Here is a 19,137-nt window from a genome sequence, read left to right as displayed (position 1 = left end):
ATTAAAAGTTTTTCTTGGCAGCCTTCATAAAGCGGCTGGCAAAAACAAAATCATTAAGTTCTTCTATATCTGTATGGGCAATTTCTTTATTTGAGCCTTCCCAGAATTTTTTACCTTCATGTAAAAACAAGATGTAGTCGCCGATACCCATTACAGAGTTCATATCATGCGTCACTACAATAGTAGTGGTATTATATTCTTCCGTCAATTCCTTGATCAGCTCATCAATTACAATGGATGTCTTAGGATCCAGACCTGAGTTAGGTTCATCGACAAAAAGATATTTTGGATTCATGGCAATTGCACGGGCAATACCTACCCTTTTTTTCATTCCTCCGGAGAGTTCTGCCGGGAATAATTTGTTTTTACCTGGCAGGTTTACACGTTCCAGGCAAAAGTTTACACGTTCCAGTTTTTCTTTGAAAGACTGTTCAGTAAACATATTTAAGGGGAACATGATATTCTCTTCTACGGTCATGGAGTCAAATAAGGCCGAGCCCTGAAAAAGCATACCGATTTCTTTCCTGATCTCAATCTTCTCCTCAAAACTCATCTGAGTAAATTCCCTGCCGTCGTATTCCACACTGCCTTTTTCAGGTGTATGCAGACCGATCATACATTTCAGTAAGGTAGTTTTACCTGAACCGGAACCGCCGATGATCAGGTTGGTTACGCCAGCTTCAAATTTACCGGAGATACCTTTAAGGACTGTGTTAGACCCAAATGATTTTTCAATGTCTTTAATTTCGATCATAATAATAACTGGGTTACAATGTAATCACATGCTAGGATACTGATACAGGCCACAACTACAGCTCTTGTACTTGCCTGGGCAACTTCCAAAGCACCGCCTTTAACATAAAACCCTTCATAAGCAGGAACGGTAGTGATAATAAAGCCAAACACAAATGCTTTAACCAATGCCACTACAATTGTATATGGATTGAAATCTGTCGTGATACCCTGGATATATTCAGCAGGTGTTACTGCACCGGAAAGTGTTCCGCCTAAATAACCACCAGTAATACTCAATACCATCGCGAAAATAACCAGGACTGGTACCATGGTAATTCCTGCAATCAGCTTAGGCAAAATCAGGTATCCCGGAGAATTGATACCCATGATTTCCAGTGCATCGATCTGCTCGCTTACACGCATGGTACCTATTTCAGAAGAGATTGCCGAGCCTATCTTACCCGCAAGCACGATGGCTGTGATAGTTGGACTTAACTCCAGAATACTGGAGTCGCGCGTAACAGAACCAATAATAGTTTTAGGAATGAAATCACTTACCAGCTGGAAAGCAATTTGCAAGGTCATTACTGCACCGATGAAAGTAGAAATGATGGCAATCAAACCGAGTGAGCCTACGCCAATGAAATCCATTTGTTGAAAAATGGCCTTCATGTATATTTTAAATTTTTCCGGCCTTCTGAAAACTGCTTTTAAAAGCAGGAGATACTTGCCAAAATTGGTGAAATTCATTCAGTATGGAATTAGCTGATATATTAATTATTGTATATAATACAAAGAAACAACAAAAATTGTTGTCGCTTTCTTTATTTCTTAAAATTATTCTGCTATTTAATGAATAATGCGGTTTTTTGCAGTTGGTAATATAAAGAGATATGAACGCAGTTATTACAGGCGCCACAAAGGGGATAGGAAGAGCTATAGCGATAAAATTAGCCAAAGAGGGTTATAATCTGGCCATTTGTGCCAGAACAGCATCGGATTTAATCGCATTAAAGGATGAACTGGCCACAACTGGTCGCCAGATATTCTATTCTGTAACAGATTGCAGTATTAAAGAAGAAGTATACAGGTTTTGTGAGGGCGTGCATGCTGTGATGGATAAGGTTGATGTGGTGGTGAACAATGCGGGGATATTTTTACCAGGTGCATTACTGGACGAGGAGGATGAGCGGTTTGAATTACAGCAAAGGCTGAACCTGGATGCAGTTTATTATCTGTCTAAATATTTCGGTAAACTGATGCGCAAACAGCGCTCCGGACACCTGTTTAACATCTGTTCTGTATCCAGCAGAGAGATTAATGAAAATGCCGGCAGTTATGGTGTAACTAAATCGGCATTGCTCAGTCTTAATTATGTATTGCGGCAAGAGTTATCAAAATACAGTGTTAAAGTTACGGCGATTTTACCGGGTGCCACATTAACAGAATCCTGGAAAGGAACACAGATTCCGCCGGAACGATTTGTACAGCCCGAAGACATAGCTGAAGTTTTAAATACGGTACTGAACTTAAGCAGTGGCGTGAATGTTGAAGAGATAATTTTGAAACCGCTTGCATTTTAAAAGCAAATTATAGGAGAACGCTTTATGGAAAATAGATTATTAAGAAACGAACACGACAAAGTAATTGCCGGCGTTTCATCGGGATTAGCATCTTATATGCAAGTTGACGTAACTATTATAAGATTATTATTTGTACTCTCCACTTTTTTCCTGGTAGGTACCGGAATATTGGTTTACCTGGTGATGTGGATTGTGGTACCAGTGAATACAGACCCTTCTGCAAGGTTTTCACAATTCAATGATTATTTTAAAAAGCAGCATAATCCACCACCTTTTAATAATCCGGCAGGGTTTAATTCTCCGCCACCTTTTGAAGATCCAAAAGGGTTCACAGCGAAGGAAAAACCGGGGACTGCATTTGATTGGGAGAATCCATTAGACCTTAAAGGTTTGCCAAAAAATAACGATACAGGTAAAACAGTAGGGGGACTCTTCCTGCTCGTGATAGGATTATACTTTTTAATGAATGAGTTTGATATTATTCCTTACTGGTTCAGACTGGGCAAATTATGGCCGCTGGTATTTGTAGCAATAGGCTTAAGTTTTATTTTAAAATCTAAAAGAAAAACTGGCTGGGAAGATTGGAAAAATCAGCAGGATAAGGCGGCAGCAGCAACAGAACAAAAGGCGTCTGCTGAACAAAAAGCTCCTGACGTAGCGCCTGAATTTAAAAAGGATGAGCCTGAAGACCAGTTATAGCGCCAGGGAATTTGTAATCAAATGATAAACTAAAAAGAATTGTTATGAAACTGAATAGAGTAATATGGGGTATCGTACTTGTGTTTATAGGGATAGTCCTCTTATTAGAGAATTTTAATATTATTGAATTTTACTGGAGAAACGTATGGAGTTTCTGGCCCGTAGTCCTGATCATATCTGGGGTGAATATCTTATTTAACAAGAATAAGTCGCAGGTAGGAAACATAATCTGCCTGGGCGTACTGGTAATTATGCTGGGATTTGTTTTCTATAAAGGTCAGCAGCCTCCTGCCAGCAAACACTGGATTGGTGATACCCTTTCTAAAGATCTGGATGTTGAGCTGAATGACAATGATGAGGGAGATGTGCAGCGGGTAAGTTTTTCTGAGCCTTTTATAGCGGCAGACAGCCTGAAAAAAACCGTGTTTAATATCTCGGGCGGTGGTACATCTTTTAAATTAGATGGGGAAACAGATAGTCTGGTAGTGGCCGATGTGGAAAGAAGGAATGGAAATTTCATCCTGCAGAAGGAAAGTTCAGATTCGGTGACCACGATCAATTTCAAGATGAAAGATAAAAAAGGCCGATGGTCCTTCAATGAGGGTGGAAATGATGTGGATATCAAACTGAACAAAAAACCGGAATGGATTTTAAATATGAATATGGGTGCGGGAGAGGTTGATTTCGACTTTACTGAATACAAAGTAAGAAGCTTTAAATTTGATGGAGGCGCAGCGGCGCTGGATATTACCATCGGCGACCTGTTGCCGATCACTGATGTGATCGTAAAAACTGGTGTAGCGGATGTTAAAATCAAAGTTCCGGAGAACTCTGGCTGCAGGATCAAAACTAAAACAGGTTTATCTGCAAAAGACTTTCCGGGATTTGTGAAAATTGATAACAGTAACTACGAAACGCCTAACTATAAAACCTCAACGAAAAAAGTTTTTATAAACCTGGACGGAGGATTGAGTAATTTTGAAGTGGGCAGATACTAAGAACATTGGAAAATCAGGATATAATTTATACCGTTGTCATTAATGGTAAACCAACGGGCCCATATGGCTTTTCAGCTTTAAAAGAGCTGAACATTTTACCAGGTACCTTTATCAGGAAACCAGGTATGGACGACTACAAAGAGGCGCACGAATTCCCCGAATTACGTGCGCTTTTTGGCTTTAGCTACGAACAAACGGCACCTCAGTATTTTGCGTCTTTTGACCAGCGGCTGCTGGCCATGGTGATTGATTATTTCGTTCTGCTGTTATTCTTTATTGTCCTGATGCTGATCAGCTTTGTTTTTATCGAAGAAAAAGATGAACGCATCATGAGCAGTCTTTTTATCCTTTCTTTTTTACCTCTGGCTAAATTCATCTATGGCAGCATAGCCGAAGCTTCGGCTAAACAGGGTTCAATCGGAAAACGTTTATTGAATATTAAAGTGACAGATCTGATGGGTAACAGGATCACTTTGCCCAATTCTTTTGGCAGGAATGCTGGTAAAATTCTTTCGGTACTTCCGGTTTTTTTCGGCTACCTCTATACTTTTCTCAATAAAAAGCAACAATCATGGCATGATATCGCGTCAAATACATTAGTTATTAAAGACCGATTGATTTAATCTTTATCTTTGCAGCGCATGGAAAACGTATCAGCACAACAGGAATTAGCCGGAGGATATTGCAATTCTTTAAATCAGTATTCAAGATTTTTAACACGGGAAGTTCATATTGGAGATATCCCTATGGGTGGATTGAACCCTATCAGGATCCAGTCTATGACGACCACCGATACAATGAATACAATCGGAACTGTTGAACAGACGATCAGAATGGTGGAGTCTGGCTGTGAATATGTACGCATTACTGCCCCGAGTATGAAAGAGGCAGAAAACCTGGCTCAGATTAAAAAAGAACTGCGTTTACGCGGATATAATGTGCCGCTGGTGGCTGATATACACTTTACACCGAATGCGGCAGAAGCAGCAGCAAGGATAGTAGAGAAAGTAAGGATCAATCCTGGTAATTACGCTGATAAAAAACGATTTGAAAATATAGAATATACAGATATCGCTTATCTGGCTGAACTGGAGAGGATTTACAAGAAGTTTACCCCGCTGGTTAAAATCTGTAAAGAGTACGGTACTGCTATGCGGATCGGAACTAACCACGGTTCATTGTCTGACAGGATCATGAGTCAGTATGGAGACACACCGCGGGGAATGGTAGAATCTGCCATGGAATTTATCCGTATGTGCGAGTCTCTGAATTACTATAACCTGGTGATTTCCATGAAAGCGAGCAATACGCAGGTAATGGTGCAGGCGTATCGCCTACTGGTGGAAACGATGGTAAAGGAAGGGATGAACTATCCTTTGCACCTGGGGGTGACGGAAGCAGGAGACGGAGAAGATGGAAGGATTAAATCTGCTGTCGGAATAGGTACTCTGCTGGAAGATGGTTTGGGTGATACGATCAGGGTATCCTTAACAGAAGACCCTGAATTTGAAGCTCCGGTAGCTAAGGCACTGGCAGACAGGTATACGAAACGATCGCTGTTAAGCTTGCCTTCAAATGAGCACATCAATATTCAGGATTTGCCTTATCAGCCTTATGCTTATAGTCGCCGCTTAACTTTACCTGTGCAACATATTGGTGGCCACCATCATCCTGTGGTCATGCTTGATGTTTCTTCAAAAAATCTGAAAGACCCTTACTTCCTGACAGAAGCGGGATATAAATATGATGCACTGCTGGACAAATACAATATGGCGGATCAGGCATGTGACCTGGTATATTTGGGTGATGCACTGCCTTCGTTCTCTTTTCCGGGGAATCTGCGCCAGGTATATAACTATGGCACCTGGTTAGGTTTGAAAGATAAAAGCAATTGTAGTCCGCTATTCAATTTAACTGAAATAGGCCGGGCAGAGCTGAAAGATCCTGTATTGAACCTGGTGAGTGTAAACGCCGGCAATTTTGATCTGGCCGCCCTGTCTGCATTGGATGCTACGGCTGTATTGGTACTTGAAACTTCTGCCGAACATGGTATGGCCGAGCAGCGTGCATTTTTTATCGCGCTGCAGAAAAACAATCTTCAACTGCCGGTTATCATCAAAAGGACTTATACGGATATCAGCGCAGACGATCTGATGTTGTATTCTGCAACAGATCTGGGTGCATTATTTACCGATGGCTTTGGGGATGGTATCTGGATTGATGCGCCTCAGTCGATCGAATTACCATTAATTAACGCTACCAGCTTTGGTATTTTACAGGCGACCAGGACAAGGATTTCCAAGACAGAATATATATCCTGTCCCAGCTGTGGCAGAACACTTTTCGATCTGCAGGAAACCACGCAGTCGATCCGTTCCAGAACAGATCACCTGAAAGGGATTAAAATTGGGATTATGGGCTGTATTGTAAATGGACCAGGTGAAATGGCTGATGCTGATTATGGTTATGTAGGTACTGGCCCCGGCAAAATTACTTTATACCGGGGTAAGGAAGTGGTGAAAAAAAATGTCAATTCCCTTTCTGCTTTAGATGAGCTGATTGAACTGATCAAAGAAGACGGGAACTGGACGGAAGTGAAATAGCTAACTCTTTAAAAAGTCGAGCGTTTTCTCACATACTTCCTGTAACTGTGCCGGCATTTCTGCTGAGGTATAAGGATGCGATGCGCCAAATACATGGTTTGCACCAGCAATTTTTTGCAGTTTAGCCTTCGGCTGCGCCTGTGCAAGGTGTTGGGCCGTACTGAAATTTACATTCACATCGTCATCACCATGCAGGATTAACCAGGGTATACTGATTCTTGATGCCGCATTGATGATGTTATATTCATGTTTGTGCGCATTGAAGTCCGACAATAATGTGCTGTTTAAAGGCATCTTCTCTTTAGTCCTCGCATTTTCTACAAATATCTGTCCTTCGCTGAGCCATTGCTCTTCCTGTTCTTTTTTCCATAGCGAGCTGAAATCAGCAATGGACGACCAGGTGACTATTTTCTGAATCCGTTCATCATCTGCAGCTTTTATGATAGCAAGTCCGCCACCCCGGCTGTGCCCGATCATATAGATCGGATCCTGAGGAAAGGTATGTGCTACATAGTTGATTACGGTATCTATGTCCTTCAGTTCATAACTAAATGTATTTGCAGCAAAGGCGTCCATATCAGTTACATCATCTGGTTTGTTTGCATTAACGCCGCTATGACTTAAGTTGAACTTTATATATCTGTAACCATGTGCTGCGAAATAGGCTGCAGTGAGGTGATGTGCTCCCCAATCCTTGAAGCCTTTAAAGCCATGTACAAAGATTACAGAAGGTATATTTGTCTTACTTTCATCATATATCAGATCACCTGTAATTGTTTTATCTCCTGATCCGGACAATATAAATTGCTTTTTCTCTATCATTGCTACGTTTTTCTAGGTTTTCGTGCATTTATAACAAATATATCAAAACCTTAGTGTGAACCTTGCCTAATTTAAAATCTTTCTAAATTGCTCTTAATTACAGCCTAATGACAGTGGAGCAGAAGGGTGTTGTTACTTTTGTTTTGCAATAAAAAATAGGAAAACCTGCTTTGGAATATTTAAAAATACTTGCTTTCACACATAAACAAATTGACCTGAAATCTTTAGGGAAATTAGTTATATGTGAGCAAACTCTGGATGATAGACTAAAAAATATTCAAACTGAACTTGATGTAAAGGAAATTTTCTACATCGGTACTTGTAACCGTGTTGAGTTTGTTTTTACTTCGGCGCATGATGTAGACCGTGATTTCATTTTCCGTTTTCTGCACGTATTGAATATGGGACTGCCTGAAGAGTATATGGAGCAGTTTGTAGATAATGTATCCGTATATGAGCAGGTAGAAGCATTTAATCACCTATTACGCACTTCATGTTCATTAGAAAGCCTTGTGGTGGGCGAAAAGCAGATTCTTGCACAGGTACGCCGTGCGTATGAAGCTTGTCGCGTTGCAGGATTTACTGCAGATTATATGCGGATGATCATGAACAGGGTAGTGAAAACTGCTAAAGAAGTATATACACATACTAACATATCTAAAAATCCTGTTTCAGTTGTCTCCCTCGCATACCGTAAATTACGTGATTTGAAATTGGGTACCAATCCAAGATTACTGATCATCGGTTCCGGTGAAACCAACAGAAATCTGGCACAATATCTTAAAAAGCATAAATATTCCGACTTCTCAGTATTTAACAGGACGTTGGAAAGTGCAGAGAGCCTTGCAAAAGAATTGAATGGTGTAGCTTATCCGTTAGCAGCACTTGCGGGTTTTGATAAGGGTTTTGATGTGATCATTACTTGTACAGGTGCTACTGAGCCCATCATTACTGAAAAGATATACAAACAACTGCTGAATGGCGAAACTGGTAAAAAGGTGATCGTGGATTTAGCAGTTCCGAATGATACCGCGCCCGAAGTCATAAAAAACTTTCCTATACATTATATTGAGGTAGAATCCCTGAAAGAGGTTGCCCGTAAAAATATACAGGAACGTTATGATGAGCTGGTAAGTGCTGAGCTGATCATTGATCAGAATATTAAAGAATTCGACGCAGACCTTCGTCAGCGTAAGATTGAGATCGCAATGAGCTGTGTTCCTCAGAAAATCAAGGCAATCAAAAGTAAAGCGATAGATATCGTATTTGCGGAAGAGATTAATGGTCTTGATGAGAATTCACGCCTGGTTTTAGAACGTGTGATGGATTATATGGAGAAGAAATATATCAGCGTTCCTATGATCATGGCAAAAGAAATACTGGTTAATAACAGCTAGTATTCGCTCAATCGTCAGTTAAAATACATTATTTGTTTATAATTTAACTCTATGACTCTTTTAGGTTAAATTTGCGCAAACTCTAAATACGTAAAACCTAATGAAGAAACTGATTATCGGCACAAGAGGTAGCGAACTTGCTTTATGGCAGGCCAACTTTACTAAAGACAGACTTGCTGAAATTGGCGTTGAAGCTGAACTTAAAATCATCAAGACCCAGGGCGATAAAATACTGAACCTAAGACTGGATAAGCTTGAAGGAAAAGGTTTTTTCACTAAAGAGCTTGAAGAAGAATTATTAAATGGCAGCATTGATCTTGCTGTGCATTCCCATAAAGATTTACCAACAACACATCCGGCAGGCTTAACTATAGCTGCAGTATCTGAGCGTGAAGATCCGTCTGAACTGCTGCTGATCCTGAGGGACTGTGTGGATGTAACGCAGAAACTTTCGCTGAAAACCGGTGCGCAGGTAGGTACTTCGTCTAACAGGCGTAAGGCCCAGTTGCTGGCTTTACGTACGGATCTGAACATTGAAGATCTGCGTGGTAATGTGCTTACGCGTATTCAGAAATTGAGAGATGAAAACTACGATGCAATCGTACTGGCTAAAGCTGGTGTAAACCGATTGAATGTTGATCTGTCTGAATTTCATGTAGAGGTTATCGACCCGACCGAACTGGTTCCTCCTCCTGCACAGGGAGTTCTTGCATTCCAGATCAGGGAGAATGATACTGAACTATATGAACTGCTGCAGGCATTAAACCATGCCGGCACTGCTGAAGAAATTGCGGTAGAGCGCAAGGTCCTGAATCTTTTTGAAGGTGGTTGCCACATGCCTTTAGGCTGTTACTGCAAAAAGGAAGATGGTAAATATGAAGTGTGGACTTCAAAAGCATTGTCTGCTGATGATTTTCCTGACCGTTTATTCTATAGAGTGGATAGCCTGGAAGGACTGGCAGAAAAGATTGTAGCACAATTTGATCCGGCCAGGAAACATCCTGCCAAAGTGTTTATCTCGAGAGAGATCGGAGAGCATAGCTATTTCCGCAGGGCTTTGGAAAAAAATAATATTGAGATAGAGGGCAGGTCACTGATACGCACATTTCCAATAGTGAATGTGCTTGATGCTTTTTATCTGAAACATATAGACTGGATTTTCTTCAGTAGTCGTAATGGTGTAGAATACTTCTTCAAACTGAAACCTGTATTGCCTAAAAACGTAAAGTTTGGCGTAGTGGGCAGAGGTTCTGAAGATGCGTTGAGGAAATATGGTTACCTGGCAGATTATGTAGGTGAGAGTGGCGATATCAGTGAAGTAGCAGAAGATTTTGCTGTGCTGGTGAAAGGACAGACTGTTTTGTTCCCGCGTGCACAGGATTCGTTACTCAGTATACAAAAGTCGCTCGCCGCTGATACAAAAGTTGTAGACCTCCCGATTTACGAAACGGTAATTGAAGAAGATATAGATCAGACTTATGCTGATGTACTGATTTTTACCAGTCCTTCCAATGTTGAAGCATATTTTGCTGATAACTTATTGGATCCGGGACAAAAAGTCATTGCAATAGGTAATTCTACAGGAAAGAAATTTGATGAGATGGGCGTTGCCTATACCTTGCCTTATTCTCCTGATGAAATTGGCCTCGCAGAAGCTGTTTTTGGAATTGATATTAAATAAAAAAGGTTAATTATGTTACACCGTCCACGGAGATTAAGAAAAAACCCGCTTGTAAGAGAAATGGTAGCTGAAACAAGGCTGTCTAAAGACATGTTCATTTATCCGTACTTTGTAGTACCGGGAAATGGTGTAAAACATGCGATTGATTCCATGCCGGGGGTGAACCATTTTTCTACGGATACTTTAATCAGAGATGTAGAAAAGGGATTGGAGTTGGGCGTAAACAAAATTATGCTTTTTGGTGTGGGTGATGAGAAAAGTGATGATGCACACAGTGCTTATCATGATCATTCATTGGTTCCTGTTGCCGTACGCGAACTGAAAAAACAGTTTGGTGAAGATTTGTACGTTGTGACTGATGTTTGCGTTTGTTCTTATACTACACATGGGCACTGTGGAATTTTAAAAGACGACTATGTGCAGAATGATGCAACTGTTGAGGTGATCGCTAAAATGGCGTTAACACATGCGCAGGCCGGAGCAGATATGCTTGCACCCTCAGATATGATGGATGGAAGGATCAGGGCGATCCGGGATTTGCTTGACCAGAACGGGCAGGTAAATACCGCAGTAATGTCTCACGCCACCAAATTTGCCTCAGCTTATTACGGTCCTTTCCGTGAGGCGGCAGATTGTGCACCGAGCAAGGGTGACAGAAAAGCTTACCAGATGGATTTCAGAAATCCTGAAGAGGCGTTAAGAGAAGCATTGCTGGATGAGAGTGAAGGTGCTGACGTATTAATGGTTAAGCCTGCACTGGCTTACCTTGATGTGATGCACAACCTGAAACAGCATACCAGCCTGCCTATTGCCTGTTACAATGTTTCAGGGGAATATGCGATGGTGAAAGCAGCAGCAGAAAGAGGTTGGATAGACGAGCAGAAAGTAGTGATGGAAACTATGCATGCTTTTGCACGTGCAGGGGCAAGTATCATCACTACCTATCATATAAGGGATATTGTAGAAAAGAATTGGATGTAATATGTTAGAATCATTAAAGAAGATGTTTTCGGGTAACGAAGGGGATATGCCAGTAAATACCGGAACTAAACCAGATATTTCAAGACAGAAATCGGCCGAGCTTTACGAGAAAGCTAAAACATATTTTCCGGGCGGGGTAAACTCACCGGTAAGAGCTTTTAAATCCGTTTATGGAACGCCACTTTTCATTCAGAAAGGTGATGGCTGTTTTGTCTGGGATGCAGACGGGAATCAGTTTATTGATTTCTGCGGTAGCTGGGGACCACTTATTTTAGGTCACAATCCTGCAAAAGTCAGGGAAAAGGTGACTGAAGTAATGCAGAATGGAATGAGTTTCGGTGCACCTACTGCGCTGGAAAATGAACTGGCAGAACTGATTATTAAAAATAACAAACACGTGGAGAAGATCCGCTTTACGAGCTCCGGAACAGAAGCCGTAATGTCGGCCATCAGACTGGCACGTGGATATACAGGAAGAGATAAGATCATCAAATTTGAAGGCTGTTACCATGGTCACAGTGATTCATTACTGGTAAAAGCAGGTTCAGGCCTGGTTACTTTTGGTGAAACTTCTTCGCTTGGCGTACCAAAATCTTTCGCTGCAGAAACAATTGTGGTTCCGTTAAATGATACTGAAGCGTTGACACAGGCTTTTGCTCAATTTAAAGACGAGGTAGCAGCAGTCATCATTGAGGGTATTCCTGCTAATAATGGATTACTGATCCAGGATGCAGCATATATAGAATTCCTGCAGCAGATCTGTAAAGACAATGGTGCACTGTTAATATTCGATGAAGTAATTACCGGTTTCCGTTTGGGATTTGAAGGTGCAGCGGGGCATTATAGTGCGAAACCAGATATAGTTACTTATGGAAAGATCCTTGGAGGAGGATTACCCGTAGGAATGTATGGGGCTTCTGCAGAGATCATGGGACATATATCGCCTGATGGCGGTGTTTACCAGGCAGGAACATTATCCGGAAACCCGGTTGCTATGGCAGCAGGTATCGCACAGTTAACGGAGTTGCTGCGGTCAGGATTTTATAAAGATTTGAATAATAAGGCGGCTGAATTTGCTGAAAGCATCCAGCGTTTTGCTACGGCCAGAAGTTATAAGTTTAAAGTCTTTAATGTAGGCTCCATCTTTTGGTTTGCTTTTACGGATAAGGACAAAATCCAGTGTGCGGAAGATATCGATCCGGCAAGCATGGAGAAATTCAAGATCATGCACAGGGAGTTGTTAAACAGGGGTATCTATTTAGGGCCTTCAGGATACGAGGTAGGTTTTGTATCTGCAGCGCATACGAAGATTGAATTAGAGAAAGCGAAACGAGCAATTTTAGAGACACTGGATATTGTTTTTAGGAATAAATAAAATAACACTACATTTAACCATCATTCAGCTATTTTGAAGAAATCGATCATCATATTTTATTTCATGTTGCTGTACTCTCTGGTACAGCTGATTTCCTGGGGTACGCTGGTTGTAAAATTACAACCTTCGAGGATGGCCATGGTCATGGGTGAAGGCTCTGTCTTCCTGTTCCTGCTCTGTATTGGTGCTTTTTTCCTGCACCAGTCCATCAAAAAAGAGGATAAACTGCGGGAACAACAACAAAATTTCCTTTTATCTGTTACACATGAGTTGAAGTCGCCATTAGCGGCTATTAAATTGTCTTTACAGACAATAGTGAAACGTGATTTGGATAAAGCGCGTCAGACTTCCCTGTTAAACAATTCACTAAAGGATATTGAACGTTTGGATGACCTGGTGGAAAATATGCTGCTGGCCACAAAAATTGAAAACCGGTCTTATTCCTTCCCGAAGGAAGAGTTTGATTTCTCTGATTTGGTCAGTAAGATTACGGACAGGTTACAGGTACATTCATGTGGTTGTGAGCAGATCATCAATCCGAAGATTGCACCACAGGTGAAAGTAAACGGAGATCCTTTTAGTCTTTCCTGTGTGGTGACAAACCTGGTGGAGAATGCAGTAAAATATTCAGGCCCTTGTGCCGAGATTTGTGTGGAGCTGGAGATGCGTGACGGACATCCTTTTTTAACTGTTGCGGATAAAGGACCTGGTATACCAGATGCCGAAAAAATGCTCATATTTGATAAGTTTTACCGCGTTGGTGACGAGAATACGAGAAAAGCAAAAGGTACCGGACTAGGATTGTTTATAGTAAAGGAAGTTTTGCAAAAACATGATGCTGATATCAGTGTCAGAGACAACGTACCGCAGGGTACTATTTTTGAAGTAACATTTAGTTGATCATTATGCAACAGAAATTAAGAATATTATTGGTCGAAGATGAAGACCATTTGTTAGATGCTATAAAATTGAACCTTGAATTAGAAGGTTACAAAGTACATGCCGTAAAGGATGGCAAAACTGCGCTGAAGATCTTTAAGGAAGAGCGCTTTAACCTGATTATCCTGGACGTAATGTTACCAGAGATGGATGGCTTCCAGGTTTGTGAAACGATCCGTTTAGAAAATACGGAGGTTCCTATTTTATTCCTGACGGCTAAAAACACTAGTGAAGACCGTGTAATGGGATTGAAAAAAGGTGCTGATGATTACCTGGTTAAGCCTTTCAACCTGGAAGAACTGATCCTTAGAGTAGGTATACTGGTAAAACGCAGCATGAAATCTGATGATTTAAAGGAATTGAATTCTTATAAAATAGGCGACAAAACAATCTACTTCAACTCTTTCGAATTGAAACAGGATGATGGTGTGATTGTACCGCTGACGAAAAAAGAAACGATGTTGCTGAAATTACTGATTGAAAGGAAAAATGAGGCGGTTTCCCGCGAGCAGATTCTGGAGACAGTATGGAACTATGATGTTTATCCTTCAACACGTACCATTGATAACTTCATCCTTACTTTCCGTAAGTATTTTGAACCGGATCAGAAAAACCCTGTTTACTTTCACTCTATCAGAGGAGTAGGCTATAAATTTACGGATATCCACAGCTAATGTACAACGTTAAAGGTAGATATGCACTGATGGCAGTTTTTGTGATCAGTGCATTGGTATGCCTCTTTTACATGCAATACCAGCTCGCTGCAATATCCGCTTTGATGCTGGCATTTGTCATATGGAGCCATTTTAAAAACAGCTCAATTTTACTGGCCTCGAAGACCTTTAAGGATGGGGATTATGAAAAAACATCACGCATACTTGCTGAAGTTACCAATCCGGATCGCCTTGCAAGAAACAGAAGAGGTTATTATGAGTTTATGATGGCCAGTATTGCGCTGAAAAATGAAGACTTTGAAAAGGCCGAATACCACTTCCAGATTGCCAGCCGTTTTCCTCTTGGCGGGCAAAGTGATAAATCTTATGTACTGATCCATTTAGCAAATCTTGCCTTACGTAAAAATGATAAAGTAAGAACTTTAGCCTATACGGCGAGGGCAATGGAACTGGCACATACAGAAAGAGCAAAAGAGATAATTAATAAAATAGAAAAAGAAGCGAACAGCTTACCCACAAATTAAGATTAGATGAACAATTTATTTTTAGATGCAGCATGGTCAAAACCCACAGAACGTCCACCAGTGTGGATGATGCGTCAGGCCGGCCGTTTTATGCCAGAATATTGGGAAATTAAAAACAAATATTCATTTCTTGAAATGTGTAAAACACCTGAAATTGCTGCTGATGTAACGATGTTGCCGGTAGATTTACTGGGTATTGATGCAGCTATTTTGTTTTGTGATATCCTGGTTACTGCCGAGGCAATGGGTGGCGATTTAAGCTTTACTCAGGGTATAGGTCCGCGTTTTGCCAATCCTGTACGTAATATGCAGGACGTTGATAATCTCAATGTAGATTGTCTGGATAAACTGGAATATGTTGCTGATGCGATAAAAGTAATTCAGCAGCGCTTAAATGGAAACATACCGCTGATCGGTTTTGCCGGTGCTCCATTCACAGTAATGAGTTACCTGGTTGAAGGCGCATCTTCTAAGGATTTTAAGACCACGAAGCTGTTAATGCATAATCATCCTGAAATCGCACATCGGCTTCTGGCTAAAATAGCAAAGGTGACGGCTGAGTACCTGAACCTGCAGATTGCAGCAGGAGTAAATGCCATACAGATTTTTGACAGTTGGGCATTAGCACTTTCATGGAACGATTATGAGGAGTTTTCTCACCGTTACATCAAAGAAATTATTGCTAACCTGAACAGAAAAGATATTCCGGTGATTTCTTTCTGTAAAGGAAGTTCTGTGTTTGCACCAATGATGGCTACCGCACAGCCAGATGTGATTTCGGTTGACTGGAATGCTGATTTGTTAAACATTAAAAACAGCCTGCCTGCTGGTATCGCTGTCCAGGGAAATCTTGATCCGCATATCTTATATGCTGATAAACCTGTGATCAAAAAAACTATTCTTCAGTTATTTGAACGTATGCGTGGTGAGAATGGATTTATATTCAACCTTGGCCATGGTATCATGCCTGATATCCCGTTTGATAACGTTAAATATGCAATTGAGGTAATTAAAGAATTCCGTTACTAAAATGGAAAAATACTATTTATATGTTCTGTCGGTTCATATTATCTTTGTGGTAAGCTGGATGGCGGGATTATTTTATAGCGTACGTTTATTTATCTATCATACCGAAGCGAATGACCGTCCTGAACAGGAACGTCTGATTTTGCAAAAGGAATTTATAAAAATGGAGCAAAAGCTCTGGTATATTATCAGTACTCCTGCAATGGCACTTTCTGTGGTTGCAGGAGTAACAATGATCTGTATCCGCCCCGGATTGTTGCATGCGCCCTGGCTTCATGTAAAACTGGGTTTTGTCGTTTTCCTGCTGATTTATCATTTTCTTTGTCAGCGTATCATGAATCAGCTTAAAACAGAAGTATTTAAAATGACTTCTTTTAAACTGCGTTTATGGAATGAACTGGCAACAGTTTTATTGGTTGCCATAGTATTTACGGTAATCTTAAAAAGTGCGGTGGACTGGGTTTATGGTCTGATCGGACTTATCATTTTTTCTGTCGTAATTATGACTGCTGTAAAAATCTATAAAAACTACAGGCAGAAACGTCAATCTTAAATTGTTATGAAAACAACCTTACTTTTCTTATTTCTCCTTGTTGCAGGTTACCAGGTCAGTTATGCACAGTTTAACAGTTCAGCCATAGAAAACAGGATTCGTCCTGATAGTAATGCTGTTGGAGAGGTTCACTTTAATTTCTATAACTTCAATTACGTGAGAAATTATGAATATTCCAACCAGTTTCATGATGGATATACCTTGTATGGTACGCAGTTACAGCCTACGCTGGTTTACTACGCACATCCTAACCTGGCTATCGTAGCTGGTGCTTATATCCGAAAAGATTTTGGAGATAATGGCATCAATGATGCGAAGCCTTTATTTACATTGAAGTATCATAAAAAGGACCTGACTTTGAACTTCGGAAGTCTGGAGGGGGGTATTCATCATGGTTATATAGAGCAGCTATGGGATTTTGAACGTCAGATTACTGATCCTGTACAATATGGTACGCAACTGATCGTAGAAAAAGAGAAATGGAAACTGGATGCCTGGATTGCGTGGCAGAAAATGATTTACAGGGCTTCTCCGGTTAAAGAACAAATTATTGGTGGATTAACGGCAGAGCGTACATTGCTGCAAAAGAATGGTTGGAAACTAAGTGTTCCGCTGCAGTTTTTAGCTTATCATAAAGGTGGACAGATTGACCTGCTGAAAGATGAACCGCTGCAGACTTTATTTAATGGTGCAACAGGATTCAAATTGCATAAAGAGATTGGTACCAATATCAAAGAGGTTTATACGGACAATTATGTTGCCGTTTACAAAGAGTTTTCCCCGACTAAAACCCAGCCTTATCAGGGCGGTTATGGCCTGTGGTTTAATGCAGGAATGGATACCAAATTCGGAAGTTTTGTAGCGTCTTACTGGAAGGGCAATAACTTCATTACCATTAAGGGTATGCCTTTGTATGAATCTGTTTCTTCAACTTTGTACGACTTTGGCCATAAAGAAAATAACAGAAGTATACTTTTATTAAGGTATGCTTATCAGCAGGAGCTTTTACCGCATCTTTATCTTGACGTTCGTGTTGAACCTCATGTAGACCTGGGTACCTCAAGAAAGGAACAACTGCAGTTTCAACATTCTTTCTTCCTGACTTACAAAGAGGATTTCAGATTGTTTAAGGTGAAAAAATAAAATATTTTCTATAGCGTGCAACCTTTGGTATAGTTCCCTCATCTAACAGATACTAAACCATTGATGATTTTGACGCAATCTTATACTATAACCGATTTAATGGAAGGCTGCAAAGCTGGCAACCGGAAGATGCAGGAGCTGCTGTACAAGCAGACTGCGTCTAAGATGCTGGCTGTTTGTATGCGTTATACCCGCGACAGGATGGAGGCTGAAGATGTATTACAACAGGGATATATCAAAGTATTTCAGAAGATCAGCACTTACCAGGGCGATGGCTCTTTTGAGGGCTGGATCAGAAAGATAATGGTGAACAGTGCGATTGAAAGCTATCGTAAAAACTTACGTACGCTAAATGTTGTACCTATCGAGGATGCTTACGAGCAGCCTTCGCAGGGCTTTGATTTTAGTCGGCTGGGTATGCAGGATTTATTGGGACTGATCCAGAAGTTGTCGGACGGTTACAGAATGGTCTTCAATATGTATATTGTTGAAGGTTATTCTCATAAGGAGATTGCTGATACATTAGGCATATCAGAAGGTGCAAGCAAATCGCAGTTGTCGAGAGCACGTGCTATATTAAGAGATGAAATAATAAAAATGGAGGGCATAAATTATGCATCACATGCAGGATAAAGAATTTGATCAGTTATTTAGAGATAAGTTTGTTGATGCTCAGGTTGAGCCGTCTGCAAACTTATGGGCTAATATAGAGGCGGAGCTTGTGCCAAAACGTAAACGCGTATTTCCAATTTACTGGATGGCCGCAGCCATTGTAGCAGCAACTTTAACTATTGCGCTGCTGATTTTTAATAGAGCGGAGAAGGTACAATTACAAGGGCCTACTGCCGGTGTGGTTAAACCGGCTGTCAGCACAAAAGAAAAAAGTGAAGATACACTAGTTGATCAGGCTAAACCTATTGCCCGGGATAATGCTCCAGTGGAAAAGGGTATTTTAGTTTCAACATCGCCGGTCAAAAATAACCAGCTTGCTGAAGATAAAAAAGCTGTGCAGGCTCCTGATCAGAACTCTTCTGAAAATAATTTAGGAGTGATGCAACCTAATCAGGTAATTGCTCATCTTACTACCAGAGACCCGATAGTTAAAGAGTCGGCAATAGAGCTGCCTAAAGCAAAAGTTGATCCGGCAGAAGTGATTGTGATGGCCAGTGCCGATGTTCCTGCTGTAACAGGCGATGAAGTGATGAATGAAAATGATATGGCCGATAAAAGGGGGATCAGAAATATGGGCGATCTGATCAATTTTGTAGTGGACAAAGTGGATAAGAGAGAAGATAAATTGATACGCTTTGATACTGATGATGATAACTCTTCTTTGATAGGCATTAATATTGGAATGATAAGATTTAGTAAGAAAAAACATAAATAGTTATACAGACACAAATA

The 19,137-nt window shown here is 40.7% G+C and carries 20 protein-coding genes; 17 read left to right on the top strand and 3 right to left on the bottom strand.

The genetic code is table 11. From position 1 onward, the window contains the following. Position 1: 1 nt before the first annotated feature. Both OQX62_RS21195 and OQX62_RS21190 read right to left on the bottom strand, forming a co-directional pair. Positions 2-754 (bottom strand): ABC transporter ATP-binding protein, encoded by a 753-nt coding sequence (locus tag OQX62_RS21195; RefSeq protein ID WP_265833658.1) that lies wholly within the window; start codon positions 752-754, stop codon positions 2-4. Then, entirely contained in the window at positions 751-1,485 is a 735-nt protein-coding gene (locus tag OQX62_RS21190) for an MlaE family ABC transporter permease (protein WP_265833657.1), read from the bottom strand. The genes OQX62_RS21195 and OQX62_RS21190 overlap by 4 nt, the downstream gene beginning before the upstream one ends. Before the next feature lie 143 nt (positions 1,486-1,628). On the opposite strand from OQX62_RS21190, the gene OQX62_RS21185 reads away from it, so the two are divergent. The 5 genes from OQX62_RS21185 to ispG are packed head-to-tail and all read left to right on the top strand — an operon-like array spanning position 1,629 to position 6,618. Further along, positions 1,629-2,318, top strand: a complete 690-nt coding sequence (locus OQX62_RS21185) for an SDR family oxidoreductase (protein WP_265833656.1) — start codon at positions 1,629-1,631, stop codon at positions 2,316-2,318. A 24-nt stretch (positions 2,319-2,342) separates the two neighbouring features. Continuing rightward, positions 2,343-3,017, top strand: coding sequence for a PspC domain-containing protein (locus OQX62_RS21180; protein ID WP_265833655.1), 675 nt, complete (start codon positions 2,343-2,345; stop codon positions 3,015-3,017). Between the two features lie 44 nt (positions 3,018-3,061). Continuing rightward, the gene (locus tag OQX62_RS21175; protein ID WP_265833654.1) at positions 3,062-4,015 is read left to right on the top strand and encodes a LiaF transmembrane domain-containing protein; all 954 of its coding nucleotides are present in this window, start codon (positions 3,062-3,064) and stop codon (positions 4,013-4,015) included. Positions 4,016-4,020: 5 nt separating this feature from the next. After that, positions 4,021-4,638 (top strand): RDD family protein, encoded by a 618-nt coding sequence (locus tag OQX62_RS21170; RefSeq protein WP_265833653.1) that lies wholly within the window; start codon positions 4,021-4,023, stop codon positions 4,636-4,638. Between the two features lie 18 nt (positions 4,639-4,656). Then, positions 4,657-6,618 carry a (E)-4-hydroxy-3-methylbut-2-enyl-diphosphate synthase gene (gene ispG, locus OQX62_RS21165; protein WP_265833652.1) on the top strand — a complete coding sequence of 654 codons (1,962 nt, stop codon included), beginning with the start codon at positions 4,657-4,659 and terminating at the stop codon, positions 6,616-6,618. Here the strand turns inward: ispG and OQX62_RS21160 are convergent, their stop codons facing one another. Next, positions 6,619-7,440, bottom strand: a complete 822-nt coding sequence (locus OQX62_RS21160; RefSeq protein WP_265833651.1) for an alpha/beta hydrolase family protein — start codon at positions 7,438-7,440, stop codon at positions 6,619-6,621. A 170-nt stretch (positions 7,441-7,610) separates the two neighbouring features. On the opposite strand from OQX62_RS21160, the gene hemA reads away from it, so the two are divergent. From hemA to OQX62_RS21100, 12 genes are all read left to right on the top strand, one after another. Next, a complete protein-coding gene (gene hemA / locus OQX62_RS21155) occupies positions 7,611-8,837 on the top strand; it encodes a glutamyl-tRNA reductase (RefSeq protein WP_265833650.1) in 1,227 nt (408 codons plus the stop codon). Positions 8,838-8,937: 100 nt separating this feature from the next. Further along, positions 8,938-10,518: a hydroxymethylbilane synthase gene (gene hemC, locus OQX62_RS21150; RefSeq protein WP_265833649.1), complete on the top strand. Its 1,581-nt coding sequence runs from the start codon at positions 8,938-8,940 to the stop codon at positions 10,516-10,518. Between the two features lie 12 nt (positions 10,519-10,530). Beyond that, positions 10,531-11,499 (top strand): porphobilinogen synthase, encoded by a 969-nt coding sequence (gene hemB, locus OQX62_RS21145; RefSeq protein ID WP_265833648.1) that lies wholly within the window; start codon positions 10,531-10,533, stop codon positions 11,497-11,499. A 1-nt stretch (position 11,500) separates the two neighbouring features. Beyond that, complete coding sequence (hemL, locus tag OQX62_RS21140) at positions 11,501-12,874, top strand: glutamate-1-semialdehyde 2,1-aminomutase (protein ID WP_265833647.1); 1,374 nt, start codon at positions 11,501-11,503, stop codon at positions 12,872-12,874. 33 nt (positions 12,875-12,907) lie between these two features. Then, positions 12,908-13,774: a sensor histidine kinase gene (locus OQX62_RS21135; RefSeq protein ID WP_265833646.1), complete on the top strand. Its 867-nt coding sequence runs from the start codon at positions 12,908-12,910 to the stop codon at positions 13,772-13,774. Positions 13,775-13,779: 5 nt separating this feature from the next. Beyond that, positions 13,780-14,487 carry a response regulator transcription factor gene (locus OQX62_RS21130; protein WP_037439683.1) on the top strand — a complete coding sequence of 236 codons (708 nt, stop codon included), beginning with the start codon at positions 13,780-13,782 and terminating at the stop codon, positions 14,485-14,487. Further along, the gene (locus OQX62_RS21125) at positions 14,487-15,011 is read left to right on the top strand and encodes a hypothetical protein (RefSeq protein WP_265833645.1); all 525 of its coding nucleotides are present in this window, start codon (positions 14,487-14,489) and stop codon (positions 15,009-15,011) included. Before OQX62_RS21130 ends, OQX62_RS21125 begins: the two co-directional genes overlap by 1 nt. A gap of 6 nt (positions 15,012-15,017) precedes the next feature. Beyond that, positions 15,018-16,040 (top strand): uroporphyrinogen decarboxylase, encoded by a 1,023-nt coding sequence (gene hemE, locus OQX62_RS21120; RefSeq protein ID WP_265833644.1) that lies wholly within the window; start codon positions 15,018-15,020, stop codon positions 16,038-16,040. A 1-nt stretch (position 16,041) separates the two neighbouring features. Beyond that, the gene (locus OQX62_RS21115; RefSeq protein WP_265833643.1) at positions 16,042-16,590 is read left to right on the top strand and encodes a CopD family protein; all 549 of its coding nucleotides are present in this window, start codon (positions 16,042-16,044) and stop codon (positions 16,588-16,590) included. A gap of 6 nt (positions 16,591-16,596) precedes the next feature. Then, a complete protein-coding gene (locus OQX62_RS21110; RefSeq protein ID WP_265833642.1) occupies positions 16,597-17,733 on the top strand; it encodes a hypothetical protein in 1,137 nt (378 codons plus the stop codon). A 99-nt stretch (positions 17,734-17,832) separates the two neighbouring features. Beyond that, entirely contained in the window at positions 17,833-18,366 is a 534-nt protein-coding gene (locus OQX62_RS21105; RefSeq protein WP_265833641.1) for an RNA polymerase sigma factor, read from the top strand. Next, positions 18,356-19,120 (top strand): hypothetical protein, encoded by a 765-nt coding sequence (locus OQX62_RS21100; RefSeq protein ID WP_265833640.1) that lies wholly within the window; start codon positions 18,356-18,358, stop codon positions 19,118-19,120. The genes OQX62_RS21105 and OQX62_RS21100 overlap by 11 nt, the downstream gene beginning before the upstream one ends. Positions 19,121-19,137: the final 17 nt, after the last annotated feature.

It is taken from the genome of Pedobacter sp. MR2016-24, from assembly GCF_026239655.1.
Taxonomy (GTDB): domain Bacteria; phylum Bacteroidota; class Bacteroidia; order Sphingobacteriales; family Sphingobacteriaceae; genus Pedobacter.
This window is presented reverse-complemented; position numbering and strand designations above follow the sequence as displayed.

Coding starts and splice junctions, on each gene's coding strand:
- OQX62_RS21195 (WP_265833658.1), bottom strand. CDS start 754: ATGATCGAAATTAAAGACATTGAAAAATCATTTGGGTCTAACACAGTC.
- OQX62_RS21190 (WP_265833657.1), bottom strand. CDS start 1,485: ATGAATTTCACCAATTTTGGCAAGTATCTCCTGCTTTTAAAAGCAGTT.
- OQX62_RS21185 (WP_265833656.1), top strand. CDS start 1,629: ATGAACGCAGTTATTACAGGCGCCACAAAGGGGATAGGAAGAGCTATA.
- OQX62_RS21180 (WP_265833655.1), top strand. CDS start 2,343: ATGGAAAATAGATTATTAAGAAACGAACACGACAAAGTAATTGCCGGC.
- OQX62_RS21175 (WP_265833654.1), top strand. CDS start 3,062: ATGAAACTGAATAGAGTAATATGGGGTATCGTACTTGTGTTTATAGGG.
- ispG (WP_265833652.1), top strand. CDS start 4,657: ATGGAAAACGTATCAGCACAACAGGAATTAGCCGGAGGATATTGCAAT.
- OQX62_RS21160 (WP_265833651.1), bottom strand. CDS start 7,440: ATGATAGAGAAAAAGCAATTTATATTGTCCGGATCAGGAGATAAAACA.
- hemC (WP_265833649.1), top strand. CDS start 8,938: ATGAAGAAACTGATTATCGGCACAAGAGGTAGCGAACTTGCTTTATGG.
- hemB (WP_265833648.1), top strand. CDS start 10,531: ATGTTACACCGTCCACGGAGATTAAGAAAAAACCCGCTTGTAAGAGAA.
- hemL (WP_265833647.1), top strand. CDS start 11,501: ATGTTAGAATCATTAAAGAAGATGTTTTCGGGTAACGAAGGGGATATG.
- OQX62_RS21130 (WP_037439683.1), top strand. CDS start 13,780: ATGCAACAGAAATTAAGAATATTATTGGTCGAAGATGAAGACCATTTG.
- OQX62_RS21125 (WP_265833645.1), top strand. CDS start 14,487: ATGTACAACGTTAAAGGTAGATATGCACTGATGGCAGTTTTTGTGATC.
- hemE (WP_265833644.1), top strand. CDS start 15,018: ATGAACAATTTATTTTTAGATGCAGCATGGTCAAAACCCACAGAACGT.
- OQX62_RS21115 (WP_265833643.1), top strand. CDS start 16,042: ATGGAAAAATACTATTTATATGTTCTGTCGGTTCATATTATCTTTGTG.
- OQX62_RS21110 (WP_265833642.1), top strand. CDS start 16,597: ATGAAAACAACCTTACTTTTCTTATTTCTCCTTGTTGCAGGTTACCAG.
- OQX62_RS21105 (WP_265833641.1), top strand. CDS start 17,833: ATGGAAGGCTGCAAAGCTGGCAACCGGAAGATGCAGGAGCTGCTGTAC.
- OQX62_RS21100 (WP_265833640.1), top strand. CDS start 18,356: ATGCAGGATAAAGAATTTGATCAGTTATTTAGAGATAAGTTTGTTGAT.